This is a genomic window from Celeribacter baekdonensis, from assembly GCF_900102315.1.
GTDB classification, from domain to species: domain Bacteria; phylum Pseudomonadota; class Alphaproteobacteria; order Rhodobacterales; family Rhodobacteraceae; genus Celeribacter; species Celeribacter baekdonensis.
The window spans coordinates 165219-182519 of sequence record NZ_FNBL01000002.1 but is presented as its reverse complement, the minus strand read 5'-3'; the positions used below and the strand labels follow the sequence as shown (position 1 = coordinate 182519).

Annotated in this window: 17 protein-coding genes; 6 read left to right on the top strand and 11 right to left on the bottom strand. The window is 58.9% G+C overall.

Translation table 11 applies throughout. The features are described 5' to 3' along the window. Positions 1–46 precede the first annotated feature (46 nt). From BLT54_RS05040 to rpiA, 5 genes are all read right to left on the bottom strand, one after another. Positions 47–1471 (bottom strand): DegQ family serine endoprotease, encoded by a 1425-nt coding sequence (locus tag BLT54_RS05040; RefSeq protein WP_425429327.1) that lies wholly within the window; start codon positions 1469–1471, stop codon positions 47–49. A 345-nt stretch (positions 1472–1816) separates the two neighbouring features. Next, complete coding sequence (gene hflC, locus BLT54_RS05035) at positions 1817–2692, bottom strand: protease modulator HflC (protein ID WP_074641867.1); 876 nt, start codon at positions 2690–2692, stop codon at positions 1817–1819. Continuing rightward, positions 2692–3846 carry an FtsH protease activity modulator HflK gene (gene hflK, locus BLT54_RS05030; RefSeq protein WP_074641865.1) on the bottom strand — a complete coding sequence of 385 codons (1155 nt, stop codon included), beginning with the start codon at positions 3844–3846 and terminating at the stop codon, positions 2692–2694. The genes hflC and hflK overlap by 1 nt, the downstream gene beginning before the upstream one ends. Before the next feature lie 149 nt (positions 3847–3995). Then, entirely contained in the window at positions 3996–5357 is a 1362-nt protein-coding gene (gor, locus tag BLT54_RS05025) for a glutathione-disulfide reductase (protein ID WP_074641863.1), read from the bottom strand. A 111-nt stretch (positions 5358–5468) separates the two neighbouring features. After that, on the bottom strand, positions 5469–6254 hold the full coding sequence (gene rpiA, locus BLT54_RS05020; RefSeq protein ID WP_074641860.1) for a ribose-5-phosphate isomerase RpiA: 786 nt from the start codon (positions 6252–6254) through the stop codon (positions 5469–5471). A gap of 164 nt (positions 6255–6418) precedes the next feature. On the opposite strand from rpiA, the gene BLT54_RS05015 reads away from it, so the two are divergent. Beyond that, a complete protein-coding gene (locus BLT54_RS05015) occupies positions 6419–6817 on the top strand; it encodes a YbaN family protein (protein WP_245707951.1) in 399 nt (132 codons plus the stop codon). A 72-nt stretch (positions 6818–6889) separates the two neighbouring features. After that, positions 6890–7819 (top strand): DMT family transporter, encoded by a 930-nt coding sequence (locus BLT54_RS05010; protein WP_074641858.1) that lies wholly within the window; start codon positions 6890–6892, stop codon positions 7817–7819. Here the strand turns inward: BLT54_RS05010 and BLT54_RS05005 are convergent. Then, positions 7816–8478 carry a thiamine diphosphokinase gene (locus BLT54_RS05005; RefSeq protein WP_074641856.1) on the bottom strand — a complete coding sequence of 221 codons (663 nt, stop codon included), beginning with the start codon at positions 8476–8478 and terminating at the stop codon, positions 7816–7818. The genes BLT54_RS05010 and BLT54_RS05005 overlap by 4 nt on opposite strands. Before the next feature lie 140 nt (positions 8479–8618). On the opposite strand from BLT54_RS05005, the gene BLT54_RS05000 reads away from it, so the two are divergent. Continuing rightward, positions 8619–10766, top strand: coding sequence for a hypothetical protein (locus BLT54_RS05000; RefSeq protein WP_143026746.1), 2148 nt, complete (start codon positions 8619–8621; stop codon positions 10764–10766). Between the two features lie 72 nt (positions 10767–10838). Here the strand turns inward: BLT54_RS05000 and BLT54_RS04995 are convergent, their stop codons facing one another. From BLT54_RS04995 to BLT54_RS04985, 3 genes are all read right to left on the bottom strand, one after another. Continuing rightward, entirely contained in the window at positions 10839–11075 is a 237-nt protein-coding gene (locus BLT54_RS04995; protein ID WP_074641850.1) for a DUF2842 domain-containing protein, read from the bottom strand. Between the two features lie 8 nt (positions 11076–11083). Then, on the bottom strand, positions 11084–12379 hold the full coding sequence (locus BLT54_RS04990) for an adenylosuccinate synthase (RefSeq protein WP_074641848.1): 1296 nt from the start codon (positions 12377–12379) through the stop codon (positions 11084–11086). An 84-nt stretch (positions 12380–12463) separates the two neighbouring features. Then, complete coding sequence (locus BLT54_RS04985; RefSeq protein ID WP_074642435.1) at positions 12464–13012, bottom strand: GNAT family N-acetyltransferase; 549 nt, start codon at positions 13010–13012, stop codon at positions 12464–12466. A gap of 137 nt (positions 13013–13149) precedes the next feature. Here BLT54_RS04985 and secG point away from each other — a divergent pair, with 137 nt between their 5' ends. Together secG and BLT54_RS04975 are read left to right on the top strand one after the other, a co-directional pair. Further along, complete coding sequence (gene secG, locus BLT54_RS04980; protein ID WP_074641845.1) at positions 13150–13509, top strand: preprotein translocase subunit SecG; 360 nt, start codon at positions 13150–13152, stop codon at positions 13507–13509. A gap of 203 nt (positions 13510–13712) precedes the next feature. Beyond that, positions 13713–15356, top strand: coding sequence for a CTP synthase (locus tag BLT54_RS04975; RefSeq protein WP_074641842.1), 1644 nt, complete (start codon positions 13713–13715; stop codon positions 15354–15356). 78 nt (positions 15357–15434) lie between these two features. Here the strand turns inward: BLT54_RS04975 and BLT54_RS04970 are convergent, their stop codons facing one another. After that, positions 15435–16067, bottom strand: a complete 633-nt coding sequence (locus tag BLT54_RS04970) for an FMN-binding negative transcriptional regulator (protein WP_074641840.1) — start codon at positions 16065–16067, stop codon at positions 15435–15437. Between the two features lie 91 nt (positions 16068–16158). Beyond that, positions 16159–16602 carry an Lrp/AsnC family transcriptional regulator gene (locus BLT54_RS04965; RefSeq protein ID WP_074642433.1) on the bottom strand — a complete coding sequence of 148 codons (444 nt, stop codon included), beginning with the start codon at positions 16600–16602 and terminating at the stop codon, positions 16159–16161. A gap of 82 nt (positions 16603–16684) precedes the next feature. Between BLT54_RS04965 and BLT54_RS04960 the strand changes: the two genes are divergently transcribed. After that, complete coding sequence (locus tag BLT54_RS04960; RefSeq protein ID WP_074641837.1) at positions 16685–17278, top strand: LysE family translocator; 594 nt, start codon at positions 16685–16687, stop codon at positions 17276–17278. Positions 17279–17301: the final 23 nt, after the last annotated feature.

Genomic DNA, 17301 nt, shown 5'->3' with positions numbered 1-17301 from the left:
TGCGTTCTTTATGAGGGAAGGCGCTCAAGCTCAGTTGTCACCGACCTCAGTTGTCATCGACACCAAGGGCCACAAAGCGCGGATCACCAGCGCGGCGCACCAAGAGCAACACGGTCTTGCGGCCACCTTCGCGCGCCTCGCTCACACGGGCTTCGAGATCGGCCACAGACATCAGTTTCTGCTGACCCGCTTCGGTGATCACATCGCCCGCCCGCAAACCTTTGGCAAAGGCCTCAGAAGCCTCATCCACCTCGACCACAACCAAACCATCGGTGCCGGAGGTCACGCCAAGTTCTTCGCGCAGCGTGTCATCCAGCGGCTGCAAGCTCAGGCCCATCATCTGGGTGGTGTCGGGCACTTGCGGTGCCGCCCCATCGTCGGTCGGGAAGGCGACGTTTTCGGCCTCTTCGCGGCGGCCCAGAGTGACCATCAGCGTTTTGGTTTTGCCGTCACGGAACACGGTGACACGCACCGCTTTGCCGACTTCGGTCTCGCCCACCGTGCGCACAAGGCTGCGGGTGTCAGTGACCTCTTTGCTGTCAAAGGTCATGATCACATCGCCAGATGCAAGGCCCGCCTCTTTCGACGGCCCCTCAGGCACATCGGTGACAAGCGCGCCTTTGACGGCCTCAAGCCCCATGGCCTCGGCCACATCGGGCGTCACGTCCTGGATGCGCACACCCAACCAACCGCGACGGGTTTCGCCGAATTCTTTCAACTGATCGACAACTTTGGAGACCACATTGGAGGCCATCGAAAAGCCGATGCCGATGGACCCACCGTTCGGGGACAGGATCGCGGTGTTCACGCCAATGACCTGACCGTCCATGTTGAACAGCGGGCCACCGGAGTTGCCGCGGTTGATGGCGGCGTCGGTTTGAATGTAATCGTCATAGGCGCCCTGGAGCGCGCGGCCACGTTGCGACACGATACCCGCAGAGACCGAGAACCCTTGGCCAAGCGGGTTGCCCATGGCCATCACCCAATCGCCAATGCGCGACAGGTCGCTATCGCCAAAGGGCACATATTTCAAAGGCTTATCGCTTTCGACCTTCAGAACGGCAATGTCCGTTTTCGGATCAGTGCCGATCAATTTGGCCGGAAGGGTGAAGCCCTCAAAGAATTCGATCGAAATCTCGTCAGCGCCTTCAATCACATGGTTGTTGGTGACGATATAGCCGTCCTCGGAGATCACAAAGCCCGACCCCAAAGCCTGAGAGCGGCGCGGGGTCTGTCCGCCCTGGCCGTTGCGATCCATGAAATCGCGAAAGAAATCCTCAAACGGCGAGCCTTCGGGCACAACCGGCTGATCGTTGGCGACCGCCTCAACCATGGTTGTGGTGGTGATGTTCACCACGGCGGGGCTGACCTTTTCGGCGAGATCGGCGAAACTTTCAGGCGCGCCACGCGCCTCGGCAGACACAGTTTGGAACAGAAGTGCAATGACCCCAATCAGGGCAAAGACCATCATGCGAAGATCAGCGCGGGAGGGAACCATCCCTCTGCTTTGATCGGTGGAAATGGCGCGAGCCTGTATCATCGGTAAAATATCCTCCGTCTGATGCCCCCGAATGCTTGTGCCGGAAATGGCATGGCCGGGCGCGACACGTGTCTTTGGGGTATAGATAGGTGCGGTGTGGCACAACTCAAGGTCGGTCGCGTTCAGTCAACAGCATGTGAGCAGGCTGTGACAAGGGTAAAGCACACCAAAATGAACAGCTTATAAAGCTGGGCCAAAAAATAAGGGGCCGGTGTTCCCACCCGCCCCTTTTGATTTTCACAGAGGGGTCAGACGTCCCTCAGAAACAGATGCCTCTCAGCGACCTGAATTGGATTTCAGGTAGTCAAAGAATTCGCTGTCCGGCGAAATCACCATGGTGGTGTTCTCGCCATTGAGACCCTTCCGGTAGGCATCCAACGAGCGATAGAACTCAAAGAAATCCGGGTCGGCACCATAGGCATCCGCATAGATGCGGTTTTTCTCGGCATCGGCTTCACCACGGGTGATCTCGGCCTGACGGCTGGCGTCAGATTTAAGTTCGACCACAGTCCGATCCGCCTGTGCCCGCACACGCTGTGCGGCCTCTGCACCACGCGCCCGCTCGTCGGCGGCCTCGCGTTCACGTTCTGCCCGCATCCGGGCAAAGGTGGCCTCAAGGTTCTGTTCCGGCAAAAAGGTCTGTTTCAACCGAACGTCCATGATGTCGATGCCCAACGAGGCGGCCTCGATCCGGGACTTGTCCCGAATGCGCAGCGCCAACGACGCCCGCTCTGCCGAAATGATCGTGTTCGAGGTGATCGTGTCAGCGCCCAAAACCTCACGCAGCTGTGCGTTCAGGATGCCTTTGAGACGATCTTCGGCCAAGCGGATCCCGCCGGTGGACACCGCCTGACGGAACTTCACCACATCCGCGATGCGGTAGCGCGCAAAGGAGTCGACCAAAAGACGACGGTCATCCGAGGGCGTGACCTCGATTTCCGGCGTTTCGAGCGACAGGATGCGGTCATCGTAGTAAACGACGTCCTGAATGAACGGGATTTTAAAGGAAAGCCCAGGTTCCTCTTTGACGGCCTTGATCTGGCCGAATTGCAGAACCAGCGCTTTTTGACGTTCGTCCACGACAAAAAACGAAGAGAACGCCAGCACAGCCGCCACGAAAAGAACGGCGATGAAAATAGGAAGTTTCTTCATCAGTTCGACCCTCCGGTGGTGGTTGATTTCCGAAGCTCATTGAGCGGAAGATAGGGCACGACGCCCTGACCACTGGCGGCATTATCATCGAGAATGATCTTGTCGAGACCGCCGTAAACCTCTTCCATCGCCTCAAGATACAGACGTTTGCGCGTCACCTCGGGGGCGTTTTGATATTCGGCCAAAACAGCGGAGAACCGGCTCGCCTCACCTTTTGCGGCGTTGACAACCTGAGCACGGTAGCCTTCGGCTTCTTCAAGGATCTGTGCCGCGGACCCGCGGGCACCGGCAAGGGCCGTGTTGGCATAGGCGTCGGCCTGACGCTGCAACCGGTCCCGTTCCTGTTCGGCAGCCTGCACGTCACGGAACGCGTTGATCACGTCCGTGGGCGGGTCGGCCTTGTCGAGGTTGACGCGGATCACGGTGATGCCGCTGTCGTAGCTGTCGAGTGTCGATTGGATCAGTTCAAACGCTCTGTCGGCGATCACACCACGGTCCCGGTTGAGGATCGGAGCCAGTGTCGAAGCCGCGATGATCTCGCGCATGGAGGCCTCGGACACCGCCTGTACGGTCTGAACCGGATCGGAAAGGTTGAAAAGGAATTTCGCCGGATCGTTGATATTCCAGACCACCTGAAAGTCGATGTCGACGATATTCGCGTCGGTCGTGAGCATCATGCCCGACCCACCACTGCCGGCGAGGCCGACCGTTTCGGTCCGCTCGCCCGTCACCACGACTTTCTCGTAGCTCACCACCGGCCATGGCGCAAAGTTCAGGCCCGGATTGCCGATCTTGGAAAACTTGCCAAGGAACAATTCGACCGACTGTTCTTCCGGTTTCACGGTGTAGAAAGAGGAAAACGCCCAAAGGCCAACAGCGCCCAAAACCACAAGAGCGATAACGCCCTTGGACATGCCGGGGCCGTCGCCATCAGAACCGCCGGAGCGGCCACCGCCGCCCCCCTTGCCGCCCATCAACACCTTCAGATATTCGTTGCCCTTGTTGAGCATATCTTCGATTTCGGGGATCTGGGGCTGATCACCGGGACGGCGTCCGCCATTCCGGTTGTCGCCGCCACGATTGTCGCCGCCGGGACCGGTCGGACGGTTTCCACCACCTCCGGTGCCCCAAGGGCCGCCATTGTTACTGGCCATAAAGATCTCTTCCTCTCTCGTATGGGTCTGACCCGGCAGGACGGTCCTGTCGGGCCAAGGCTCTTGTCTAACCTGTTCGCTCTCGCCCCGAGTTTCAAGGGTGCGAGATGGTCGCAGGGGTGGTTTCGGCCCCTTTCGGGGTGTTTTACTCAGTTATGAACGCGAGTCGGCGTTTTCATCAGAACGATTTCTTCGGACATGGTCGGGTGCACCGCCACTGTCGCGTCGAAATCCTCTTTGGTGGCGCCCATTTTCACGGCCACCCCCGCGATCTGGATCAGTTCCCCAGCATGGGGCGCGATGATGTGACAGCCCAGCACCTTGCGCGAGTTGGCACAGACGATGAGTTTGAACATCACCCGTTCGTTTTTCTCGATAAAGGCGTTTTGCATCGGGCGGAACGCGGCGCAATAGACCTCAATCGGCCCCTCTTCGCGCGCCTGTTCTTCGGTCAGACCGACCGCGCCATATTCCGGCTGGGTGAAAATTGCCGACGGCACGTTTGAGTGATCCGGTTTCATCGGATTGCCCTTGAACACCGTCTCGTGAAACGCCACCGCCTCGCGGATCGCCACGGGGGTCAGTTGGATGCGGTCGGTGACATCGCCCACGGCATAGATCGAAGGGATGTTGGTTTGGCTATAGGCGTCCACTTTGACCTCGCCATGACGGCCCAGTTCAACGCCCGCCGCTTCAAGCCCCAGACCTTTGGTGTTGGGCGTGCGTCCGGTGGCATAAAGCACCACATCAAACAGGGTTTCGCGCCCATCCGTGGCCTTGACCCAAATGCCATCGTCGCGCTTTTCAAGCCGTTCAACATCGGTGCCGACATGCAGATTGATGCCCTGCCCGGTGATCAGCTCGGCAATATGGCCGCGTGCCTCATCATCAAAGCCGCGCAGGATTTGCGCACCGCGATAATATTGCGTCACCTCAGAGCCAAGACCGTTGAAGATACAGGCGAATTCACAGGCGATATATCCGCCACCAACGATGAGGATTTTTTTCGGCAGTGCCGGAATGTCGAAAATCTCGTTCGAAGTGATCGCATGTTCGATCCCCGGCACAGTACCGGGCACAAACGGTGTCCCCCCCACAGCCACAAGGATATGTTTCGTGGTTTTCTCCGTGCCATCGGCCAGCACGACCGTATGCGGGTCTTTCACCGTGGCGCGTTGGTGCAGGATCTCGACCCCTGCCGTGTCGGCGTTGCGGGTATAAATGGCCTCAAGCCGGGACAATTCGGCATGCAGCCGCTTTTGAAACGACGGCCAATTGAAATCACCCAAGGTGATGTCCCAGCCGTATGTCCCGGCCTCTTCGGCATACCCCGAGTACTGCGAGGCAAAGACCATCAGCTTTTTCGGCACACAGCCGCGGATGACACAGGTGCCGCCCATGCGGAACTCTTCGGCCATCGCGACCTTTTTCCCATCCGCCGCCGTCAGCCGCGCCGCGCGCACACCGCCCGAGCCACCGCCAATCACGAAGAGATCATAATCGAAGTCCATGCTACCGCCTTTTAGAAGAAGTCTAAGTTGGGGGTAGATGTAGGGGGTTTGACGCCAAAGGAAAACCCCGCGGTTTATGCGCGTGGCCCTGTGCGGTTTTGACAGATGTGATCACTCCAGATCAGCAAAAATATTTTCGCTCTCGGCGAATTCGATCTGATCTTCGCTTTCCTCACCCGACAGGATGTCCCGCGTCGTCACCCGGCCATCGCCATGGCCGATGATGACCTTATCGCAAATGTCGATGAACAGGCCGTTTTCGACCACGCCGGGGATTTGGTTTAACACCAAAGTCAATTGCCGCGCGTTGCCAATGCGTTGCAGGTGAAGATCGACGATGTGATTGCCCTCGTCCGTCACATAGGCGGCATCGCCGTTCATCCGCAGGGTCGAATGCTGACCCAGCACATCCATCGACACCAACGTCTCTTCGATCAGTGCCTTGGTGGTCTGCCAGCCAAAGGGGATGACCTCGACGGGCAAAGGAAACGCGCCGAGCATTTCGACCTGTTTCGAGACATCCGAGATCACAATCATCTGATCCGACGCGGTCGCCACGATCTTTTCTTGCAACAACGCCCCGCCGCCGCCCTTGATCAGGTTCAGATCGCCATCAAATTCATCGGTGCCGTCAATCGTCAGATCAAGCCATTTCGCCTCATCCAAAGAGATCACTTTGATCCCCTGTTGTCGCGCCAGTTCGGCGGTGCGGCTTGAGGTCGGAACGCCGACGATATTCAGCCCCTCATCCCGCACCAATTCGCCCAAACACCGCACCATCCACGCCGCCGTGGAGCCTGTGCCCAGACCCAGTTTCATCCCATCCTCGACAAATTCCACCGCCTTTTTGGCGGCGACAAATTTGGCGGTGTCAATCGGCGACAGGGTGTCGGACATGCTGTGTTTCCCCCAATGGCTGAGCGCGCGTTTGTGACTGAAAGTGTCACCGGCGGTTATAGGCGGCACACCGCCGTTTGAATAGGATAAATGCGTGGTCCCCCCCTCTGCGCCGGTCTGCGGCGTCAAGACGACTGGACAGCGCGCCGCATGGGCGTAAATGCTTGGGTAAGGGGGACGTGGTAGAACAAGGCATGGTTGAGCGGATGTCAAAATATGTCCATCTTACCCTCGGCGGGTTTTGCGTGGCTTTGGGCCTGATCGGTGCGGTGTTGCCGGTCCTGCCGACGACCGGATTCCTGATACTGGCTGCGTTCTTTTTCACCAAAGGTTCGCCACGCCTGCGGATGTGGTTGCTGGATCACGCCCATTTTGGCCCCCTCATTCGCAACTGGGAAGAAACCGGGGCCATCCCGCGCCGGATCAAAATTCTCTCCATCTCGATGATGGCCGCGAGTTTTGTGATCTGTCTGATCCTTGGCCTGCCCGCCTATGTGCTCATCGCGCAAGCGGTTTTGATGAGTGCGGGGGCGGCCTATATCCTGACACGACCAGACAGGTAAGCCGGACCGCATAGGTGCATTTTCATCTCGAAACGGACTTGCGCGCCCGCGCCCTCTGCCTGACAAAGGCTCATGATCCAAAATCGCCCCCCAGATCACCCCGTGTTCGGACTCCTTTTGATGGTCGGCTTTTGCGCCATTGCGCCCCTGATCGACGTCAGCGCCAAATTGGCCTCCGTTGCCCATCCGGCGGCGCAAATCACCGTTGGGCGCTTTGTGGTTCAGGCGCTGGTTCTGGTGCCTTTGTCGGGGATCATGGGCCTGTCGTGGCAGATCAGCCGCCGTGACTGGGGCCTGATCGCTTTGCGCGCGCTCTTCACCTTGGGCGCGACCTTTGCCTTTGTCGGCGCAGTGTCGGTCATGCCCTTGGCCGACGCCTTGGCGGTGACCTATGTCGAACCTTTCGTGATCTTGCTTTTGGGCTGGATGATCTTTCATGAACAGATCGGCCCACGCCGGATCATGGCCGCCGTGGTCGGATTTGCCGGCGCTTTGATCGTGGTGCAGCCGGGGCTTGTGACCTTTGGCGCGGTGGCGCTTTTGCCCTTTGCCGCCGGCGTCCTGTTTGCCTGTTACATGCTGGTCACCCGTGCGCTCCGCCACCACACGCCCGTCCTGTTGCAAGCCGCCACAGCCGTGGTCTCTGTGCTCATGGCGCTGCCGATTTTGATCTATTTCGACGGCAAAGGCGGGATGTTTGACCCGGTGATGCCCGAGGGGATCATGTGGGTCTGGCTCATTTCTGTGGGCTTGGCGGCCACCCTGTCGCATCAATTTCTGACCTTGGCGCTGCGCCTTGCGCCCTCCGCCACACTCGCGCCGCTGTCCTATCTGGAACTGGCGTTTTCGACCCTCGCGGGGCTTGTGGTCTTTGGCGATTTCCCCAACCTCACCGTCTGGATCGGCATCGCGGTGATCGTCGCCTCGGGGCTGTATCTGATCCACCGCGAACGGATGCACGCGCAAAAACCCCCGGTGGTCGCGGGGCCCACCGCCTCTTAACCACAGAGGCCTTTGACCAGCGCGGCAAGGTCCGAACGCGGCAGGATCAGCAACATCCCAGGCCCATCAAAGGCCAAATCGACCTGTGCCTCAGAGGCTTCATTCGAGGTGCCAACCCGACCGGAAGGCGCAAAATGCAACCCCTCAATCGGCCAGCGCAACCCCTCTGAGCGCCCCGTCACCGGACCCATCGGGAACAGCGACACGCGCGTGCCGGGTGCAAGGGTGAGGGAAATAGAGCTGGGCACATGGGCGATCACATCGTACTCGCCCACGATGATGCAGCGCTGTTTTGGGTGACGTGTCAAAGCCGTGTAGACCGCCAATTCGTGATCCACCCGCGCGCCGGTGAAGCCGACGCCAAAAATCAGCGGCGCGTCAATCCGGCTCAGGCATTTTTCGAAATCCGTGCTGTCTTGTTCAGGAATGTGATGCAGCCGCTCAGGGGGAATCACCCCCCGCGCATCCTGCGACACACTGTCAAAATCGCCAATCACCGCCTCCGGCATCAGACCTTCGGCCAGGGCGCGATCTGCCGCACCATCGGCTGCGACCAAAATTGGTGCTGATTTTAAAATGTCGATAAGGGTTTCGCGGTCAACCTGTCCACCGCCCAGTAAAGTCACACTTTTTTCGGTTTTCAGGACAGGATTCTTCATGCTTCAGGCTCCAGCGTTAACCATTTTGCCACATTTCGAACAAGAAATGATCACGGCGATTTCCTTGTTCTGTTCCTATTTGCGAACCAATTCATGGTAAACAGATAGGTGCTGAGCAAGAGCAGAAAGCGAGTATTGGCATGGTGAGTGAGAGTAAAATTCTAACCGTATCCTACGGGACGTTCTCCTGTACGTTGGAGGGATTCGACGATCCGTTCAACACGATGCGGTCCATTGCAGAGTATTTCCGCGATCTCGCGGCGGATGACCGGTATTTCGGGGCCGAACCTCCGACGCCCGACCCCCAAATGTTACATTCCATCGCGGAAAAGGAAATTCAGCGCCGGGTCGAAGCCCGCATGCAAGACAACAGTCTGGTGTTGCGCCAAATCGAGGATGACAGCGATGTCGATGCCGGTGAGGCTGATCGAGATGCCGCCGCCTCCCGCGCCCGTGCCGCGTCACAAGAGGCCAAAGCCCAACGCAAAAAGGCGAAGCCCCAAAAGGCCCAAGCCAAATCTGCGTCCAACGCCACTGTCCCTCCGGCACAAGAGACCGCTGCTCCGGTTTCCTCGCCTGCCCCTCTTGCACAAAACAAACCGGCTCTGCGCAAACCAGCTCCCGCAGCCAAAGCCGCTGCCCCCGCAGTTGCCAATTCCATTGCAGATAAGCTCGAACGCATCCGTGCCGCTGTCGCCCAACGTGGCGAGGCCGAATTTGTTGAAGATCAACAGGCCTCGGTGAATTTCGGCGGGTTCCAAACCACGCCGGATCAAACTGAGGTGTTTGACGAGATCGAGGCAGAACAAGAGACCCCGGCCATTGCGCTGGCGGATGAACCTGTCGCCTTGGCCGAGATCGAAGACGATTTTGCCGATGAGATGAGCGACGACACCGTTTCTGAAGCTGACGAAAGTCTCACCGAAGAGATCGAAACGGGACAAGAGCCTGTCGAAAACGACGCAGCAAGCACCGAGGCTGATGACGAGGCCAAACTCGACACGATCCTCTCCAGCCTGCAGCAAGACGATGCTCCCGCAGCGCAAGAGGCGGTGGCCGTGGCAGATACCACAGACCGCGCCACCACAGACATCGACGTCAACCTCGCCGCTGACATTGCCGAGGCCAGCGAAACATCCGCTGAGGCCGAGATCGCCGCAGAAGACACACCAGAAGACGCACCACAAGATCCGCTACGTCGCGTTCGTGCCCGCGTCGTCAAAATGCGCCGCTCTGACTATGAAGCTCAGCCGCAAGAGGGTGAGGGTGAGGGTGAGGCCGAAGCTGTGGCTGAGACGGTCGTCGAGGCCGCCAACAGCGATGCCGATTTAACTTCGGCGCTGCGCCGCGAACTTGGCTCCTCTTCGCTCGATGATGAGGCCGAAGACGAGTTGATGCGCGAACTGGCCGAAGTCGCCGCAAGTGGCGCGCTGTCACCGGAAGTGGCGGCCGACATTTTGGACGATGACAGCGAAACCGGCGCGATTGCCGCCGAGTATGACGACGACAGCGCCGAAGGCGACGACGACAGCCAACTGTTGACGGATGAAGACGACGGCGCGGACGAGGGCGACAGCGACACACGCAATGTGTTTGCCACCTCCGATGCGTCGATGTCACGCCTGATGGACGAAACCGACCGCGAAATGGCCAAGGGGGAAAACGCCCGCCGCCGCAACGCAATCCAACATCTGAAAGCCGCCGTGGGTGCGATTCGCGCCGAGAAAACCGACAAAGATGCCACCGCTGAGGACGACGACGATGCGGATGTCTACAAACAAGACCTGGCGCGTGTTGTGCGCCCGCGTCGCCCCGCGGTCAGCGGCCAGACCCGCCGCCAATTGCCCCCTTTGATGTTGGTGTCGGAACAACGCATCGACGCCCCTGTCGAGGTCGCCGGTGGTGCCAATATCACTCCGGTTCGGCCGCGCCGCATTTCGACCTCGGCCCTTGCGGTGCAACAAGAACAGGTTTTTGACACCGCCGAGGAACCCGATCAAACCGCTGCTGAGACGGTGACGGAATTCGCCGAATTCGCCGAACGTCTTGGGGCCGAAACCCTGCCGGAACTGTTGGAAGCGGCTGCGGCCTATACCCATTTTGTCCAAGGCCGCGACACCGCCACCCGGCCACAGATCATGCGACTGGCGACCCAAGCGATGCCCACCGACGTGCCGGTCGAAGAACGATTGCGATCGTTTGGTCAGCTTTTGCGGCAAGGCAAGATCAAAAAGATGACGCGCGGCCAGTTTGCCGTTGCGGCCAGCACGCGGTTCAAGCCGCGCTGAATGTCGTTAAAAGACCTACGAAAAAGGCCGCCCTTCGGGGCGGCCTTTTTAAGTCATATGACTATCTTGGGATCAATCTTCGTGATCTTGCGGCGGCGCATCAGGATCGGCCTGACCGATGCCTTTGAACACCGCCTTAAGCGGCAGCGCCCAAAGCACGCCCAGCCCAATATAGACCGCCAGTTCGACCCAAATCGACGGGCGCTCCAGCCAGTTCATCACCGTCACCGCCACCACGATATAGCCGGGCAGACCCAGAACGAGGATCAAAAGCGCCAGACGGCGACGGGATTTATAGCTCAGAGCCATGCCGCGCCTTAATCCGCAAACGGATCGGTGACGAGGATCGTGTCTTCGCGCTCGGGAGAGGTCGACAACATCGACACCGGGCATTCGATCAGCTCTTCGATGTGGCGGACATATTTGATCGCATTGGCCGGAAGATCGTTCCAAGACCGCGCGCCTTCGGTCGATTCGGACCAGCCGGGCATTTCCTCATAGATCGGCGTACAGCGCGCCTGTTGATCCGCAGCGGTCGGCAGGTAATCCAGCCGTTCGCCGTCCAGATCATAGCCGACACAGATTTTCAGCGTCTCAAACCCGTCCAAAACGTCGAGCTTGGTCAGGGCAATCCCGGTCACGCCGGAGGTTGCACAGGTCTGACGCACAAGCGCGGCGTCAAACCAGCCACAGCGGCGTTTGCGGCCTGTGACGGTGCCAAATTCATGGCCGCGTTCGCCCAACCGCTGACCATCGTCGTCAAGCAATTCGGTCGGGAACGGACCTTCGCCCACGCGGGTGGTATAGGCTTTGACGATGCCCAACACATAGTTGATCGCCCCCGGCCCCATGCCCACGCCTGTGGCGGCCTGACCGGCGATCACGTTCGACGAGGTCACAAACGGATAGGTGCCGAAATCAATGTCCAAAAGCGCACCCTGAGCGCCTTCAAACAGAATGCGCTTGCCGGCTTTGCGCTGCTCGTTGAGCACTTTCCAAACCGGTTTCGCATAAGGCAGAATTTCACCCGCGATGGCTTTGAGATCATTGATCAAACGGTCGCGATCGACCGGCTCGATGCCAAGACCTTTGCGCAGCGGATCGTGGTGTTGAAGCGCGCGGTCGACGCGGGCAATCAATGTGGCCTCATCGGCCAAATCCGCCACGCGCACCGAACGACGACCGACTTTGTCCTCATAGGCCGGACCAATGCCGCGGCCCGTGGTGCCAATCTTTGTCCCTTTGGAGGCCGCTTCTTCGCGCGCCCGGTCCAATTCACCGTGGATCGGCAGGATCAGCGGCGTGTTTTCCGCGATCATCAAGGTCTCTGGCGAAATGACCACGCCTTGCTCGCGGATCTTGGCAATTTCCGCCACAAGATGCCACGGGTCCAGCACAACCCCATTGCCGATCACCGACAATTTGCCGCCACGCACCACACCCGAAGGCAATGCGTTCAGCTTATAGACCTTGCCGTCGATGACGAGCGTGTGGCCGGCATTGTGACCACCTTGGAAGCGCGCAATGATGTCTGCGCGTTCAGAAAGCCAGTCTACAATCTTGCCTTTTCCCTCGTCACCCCATTGGGCGCCGACAACGACGACGTTAGCCATAATGAATCCTTTGGATTGGATGAAGCCCGGGGCTGTATAGCCAGCCAGACCGCGTGATGAAACCACAATTTAAGGGCTGCGGCTTTATATTGCGCAAATTTCGCCAAGATCGGCCCAGCCATAGGCGATCTCATTCAGACCGTCGTCCCCGCGCGTGTCGATCCGTTCGGCGGATATAAATCCGCCAAGCGCCTGATAAAACCCCCGCGCCCCCGCGTTTTCGGACAGGACCCAAAGGGCTGCGGCACCATGCCCCATCGCCTTGAGCGCCCTTGCCCCCTCGCCCATCAAAGCCCGGCCAATCCCCTGTCGTTGTGCGCTGTCTGCGACATAAATCGCGGAAAACTCGCCGGGGAATGCTGCCATAAGGTCGTCGTCTCGCTGATCGCCACAGGACAAAAAGCCCACGATCGCGTCCGATTGTTCGGCCACAAACACCGCGCCACGCCCGGATTCCGCATAAGCCGTGAGGATTTTGCTCCAACCGTTTTCACGATCCGCCACCGACATGCGTTCAATCAACGCGGCGGGCAGGATGTCGCGATAAGCGCTTTGCCACACCGCCACTTGCACCTCGGCAATGGCATGAGCGTCAGAAAGCGTAGCGGGGCGCAGGGTAAAATCTTTTTCCATATACGCCAAAATGCAGGCCCAATCGCGAAAGGCAAGCCTTGTTCGATCTGTCCTGCGCCAAGACCCCGGCATTCGGGGTTGCGCGGAACGCTCAGACCTCTTAAGTAGCCCCATCGAACGACCCAAAGGCCTGATCCATGGAAAATGTCATCCTCGTCATCCACCTGATCCTTGCGCTTTGCCTGATTGGCATTGTGCTTTTGCAGCGCTCTGAGGGTGGCGGCCTTGGCATGGGGGGCGGCGGTGACGTCATGACCGGCCGCGCGGCGGCCACGGCCCTTGGCAAACTGACCTGGATCTTTGCGATCGGCTTTCTCTGCACCTCCCTGACGCTCACTGTTTTGGCGCGTCGGGATGCGGCCACCTCCTCTGTGATGGACGGTGTCACGATTGAGGAAACGGCTCCGGCTGAGACCACCACACCGGCCTTGCCGTCGGGTGACAGCTTGTTGCCGCCCTCCGCGGATGCACCGATCGAAGCACCGCGCGCAGACTGATCCACCTAAACCTCAGGTTTTAACAATCCCTTGGGCGTTGAGCGGATTTCCCCCTCAACATGTTGCGGTTTGGTTGCGCGGGACGACCGAATCTGATATCGCTTAAATCCCGTGAACCGTGGTGTTTTTGGCCCCTCTACTGGACCGAAATCAAACACCGCGTCCGCATGAATTTTGGACTATCACGGGAGACACTCCAGCCCATGGCACGTTACGTTTTTATCACCGGCGGTGTTGTATCCTCGCTTGGCAAAGGCCTTGCCTCGGCCGCCCTCGGCGCGCTTTTGCAAGCCCGCGGTTATTCGGTCCGCCTGCGCAAACTTGACCCTTACCTCAACGTCGATCCGGGCACGATGAGCCCGTTTGAACACGGTGAAGTGTTTGTGACCGACGATGGCGCGGAGACCGATCTCGACCTTGGCCACTATGAACGCTTCACGGGTGTGGCTGCCCGCAGCACAGATTCGATTTCCTCTGGCCGCGTGTACACCAATGTTTTGGAAAAAGAGCGCCGTGGCGATTACCTTGGAAAAACCATTCAGGTGATCCCGCATGTCACCAATGAAATCAAAGACTTCCTTGAAATTGGCGATGATGAGGTCGATTTCATGCTCTGCGAGATCGGGGGCACCGTTGGCGACATCGAAGGCCTGCCCTTTTTTGAAGCCATCCGCCAATTCGCCCAAGATCGCCCGCGCGGCCAGTGTATTTTCATGCACCTGACGCTGCTCCCCTACATCACTGCCTCTGGCGAGTTGAAAACCAAACCGACCCAGCACTCGGTCAAAGAGCTGCGCACCATCGGCCTTCAGCCGAATGTGTTGGTCTGCCGCTCCGAGCATCCAATCCCGGAAAAAGAGCGCGAAAAAATCGCCCTGTTCTGTAACGTGCGCAAAGAGGATGTGATCGCGGCCCCGGATTTGAAATCCATCTACGAAGCGCCGCTGGCCTATCACCGCGAAGGTCTTGACCAAGCCGTGTTGGACGCCTTCGGCATCGCGCCCGCACCGAAACCCGACCTCACTGTGTGGCATGACGTGGCCGACCGGGTGTTCAATCCCGAAGGCGAGGTCAAAGTCGCCATCGTCGGCAAATATGTCCAACTCGAAGACGCCTATAAATCCATCGCCGAGGCGCTGACCCATGGCGGCATGGCCAACCGGGTCCGCGTCAAGGTCGAATGGGTCGATGCCGAGATTTTCGAACGCGAAGACCCCGCCCCCTACCTCGAAGGCTTTCACGCCATTTTGGTCCCCGGCGGCTTTGGCGAGCGCGGCACAGAGGGCAAAATCAAAGCGGCGGAATTCGCCCGTACCCGCAAAATCCCCTACTTGGGCATCTGTCTGGGCATGCAATTGGCCGTCATCGAGGCCGCGCGCAATCTGGCCGGGATTGACACCGCCGGGTCTGAAGAATTCGATCACGAGGCAGGTAAAAAACGTTTTGAGCCAGTGGTCTACCACCTCAAAGAATGGGTACAGGGCAACCACACCGTGCGCCGTAAAGCCGGTGACGACAAGGGCGGCACCATGCGCCTTGGCGCCTATAGCGCGACCTTGACCGAAGGCTCAAAAGTGGCCGAAATCTATGGCGGGACCGAGATCGAAGAACGCCACCGTCACCGCTATGAGGTCGACACGAAATACCGCGAGAAATTGCAAGACTGCGGCCTGATCTTTTCCGGCATGTCCCCCGACGGACGCTTGCCAGAGATCGTCGAGCTCAAAGATCACCCGTGGTACATCGGCGTTCAGTTCCACCCGGAATTGAAATCCAAACCCTTCGCCCCTGCGCCTTTGTTCCGCGATTTTGTGCGCGCGGCCAAAGAGATTTCGCGCTTGGTGTAAGAGCCGGTGTAAGAGCCGGTGTAAGACCTCGAAAGATTAACAAAAGGCGCTCTTTAGGGCGCCTTTTTCGTCTTTACCTTAGTCTTGAGATGCGGGGAATGAGGCCAAGGCCTGCGCCAGATCCACGCCCTGTTCGCCCGACGCCATCAGCCCCTCATAGCTGCCCTGACGGTCGGCGGTCGATTTGTGCTGGTTGACCTTCCATTTGCCCTCCAACCGATCCACCGTGAACCGCAACCCGATGATACCGCGTTTGAGCGCCGCGAGATAAGGCACGGGCGCGTCCGACATTGCCCAAGGCTCCGCCCGTCCCGCCTCATGACGATGGGTCAAATCACGCAGATGGGCGTGAAGTTCCTCCGCGCCATTGAAACTTTCAAACATCCCATGGGCATGGACCACGATATAGGCCCAGGTCGGCACAACTTTACCATCCACTTGTTTTGACGGGTAAAATGAGGGCGACACATAGGCCTGCGGTCCCTGAAACATCACCACAGAACCCGCGCCCGCCAGTTTCCAATGCGGATTGGGCCGCGCCACATGGCTTTCCAATATGACCCGACCGCCCTCTTCGCGCACGATCCACGGCAGGTGGCTGATCTCGATCCCTTCTGCCGTCGGCGTGATCAGCGCGCCAAAGGAAATCTCGGTCATCACATGCGCCAGCGTTGCGGGGTCGTTGATGGCGGAATTGTTCGGTGTGTACATGCGGCTGCGTCCTCTTTGCCCCCGCCTAACATGCGCACCCCTGGCTCGGAACAGAAATCTGGGTCATGGGCACAAATCCGACGATTGGGCCTTAGCCGCGCAAATCTTTTGGGCTTTCCATCACGATGTAAGAGGTGATCGAGGCCACCTCCGGCACGGTGCCCAAGACTTCGGTGTGAAAGCGTTTGTAGGCGGTCAAATCCGCCGTTTCGACCCGGAGCAAATATTCAAATACCCCGGCGATGTTGTGACATTCCTTGACCTCGGGGGCGTAGCGCATCGCCGCCTCAAAGCCCTTTTGCGCCGCCTTGTTGTGCACCGACAGGCCGACCGCGATATAGGCGGTGAAGCCCTGACCGACCTGTGAGCGGTCAATGATCGCACGATAACCACGAATGACGCCGCGCTGCTCCAACGCGCTCACCCGCCGCGATGTCGCCGAGGGCGACAGGCCAACACGCTCTGAGAGTTGCAGGTTGGTGAGGCGGGCGTCGCGTTCAAGTTCGCGCAATATGTTTTCGTCTATCCCATCCATACCCGTGATTCCGTGCAAATTATCCGCAAACAACGTCATCTTTGCACGGATATTGCACCACAAAAAGACTAATCTGCCCTGCATGGATATGACCCTTTTCATCGCCCTTCTGGCCTTTGCCTTTGTCTCCTCGGTGACGCCGGGGCCGAATAACCTGATGCTCCTGGCCTCAGGGGCCAATTTCGGCCTGCGCCGGACCCTGCCGCATATGTTCGGGGTCTCGCTCGGGCATAGTTTCATGGTGTTCATCGTCGGGCTTGGACTGGCGCAGATGTTTCAGGCCTACCCGCCACTGCGTCAGATCATGTTGGTCGCCTCCATCGCCTATATGAGCTGGCTGGCGTGGAAAATCGCCCATGCCAGCGCGCCCGAAGGGGGCAAAGTGGACGGGACACCTTTGACCTTTTTACAAGCGGCGGCGTTTCAATGGGTGAATCCCAAGGGCTGGATCATGGCGATCGGGGCACAGACCAACTATGCGCAGGACACCACATGGGTGGCCGCCCTCATGGTCGGCCTCGGTTTCTTGATCGTCAACTTTCCGGCGATCACGCTTTGGGCATGGCTCGGTCAGGAAATGCGCCGCTTTTTGACCAACAGGCGCCGTTTGACGGCGTTCAATTGGACAATGGCCGCGCTTTTGCTCGCTTCATTGATCCCAATCCTTTTCCATTAAGAAACCGTCATGTATGCGTGGTT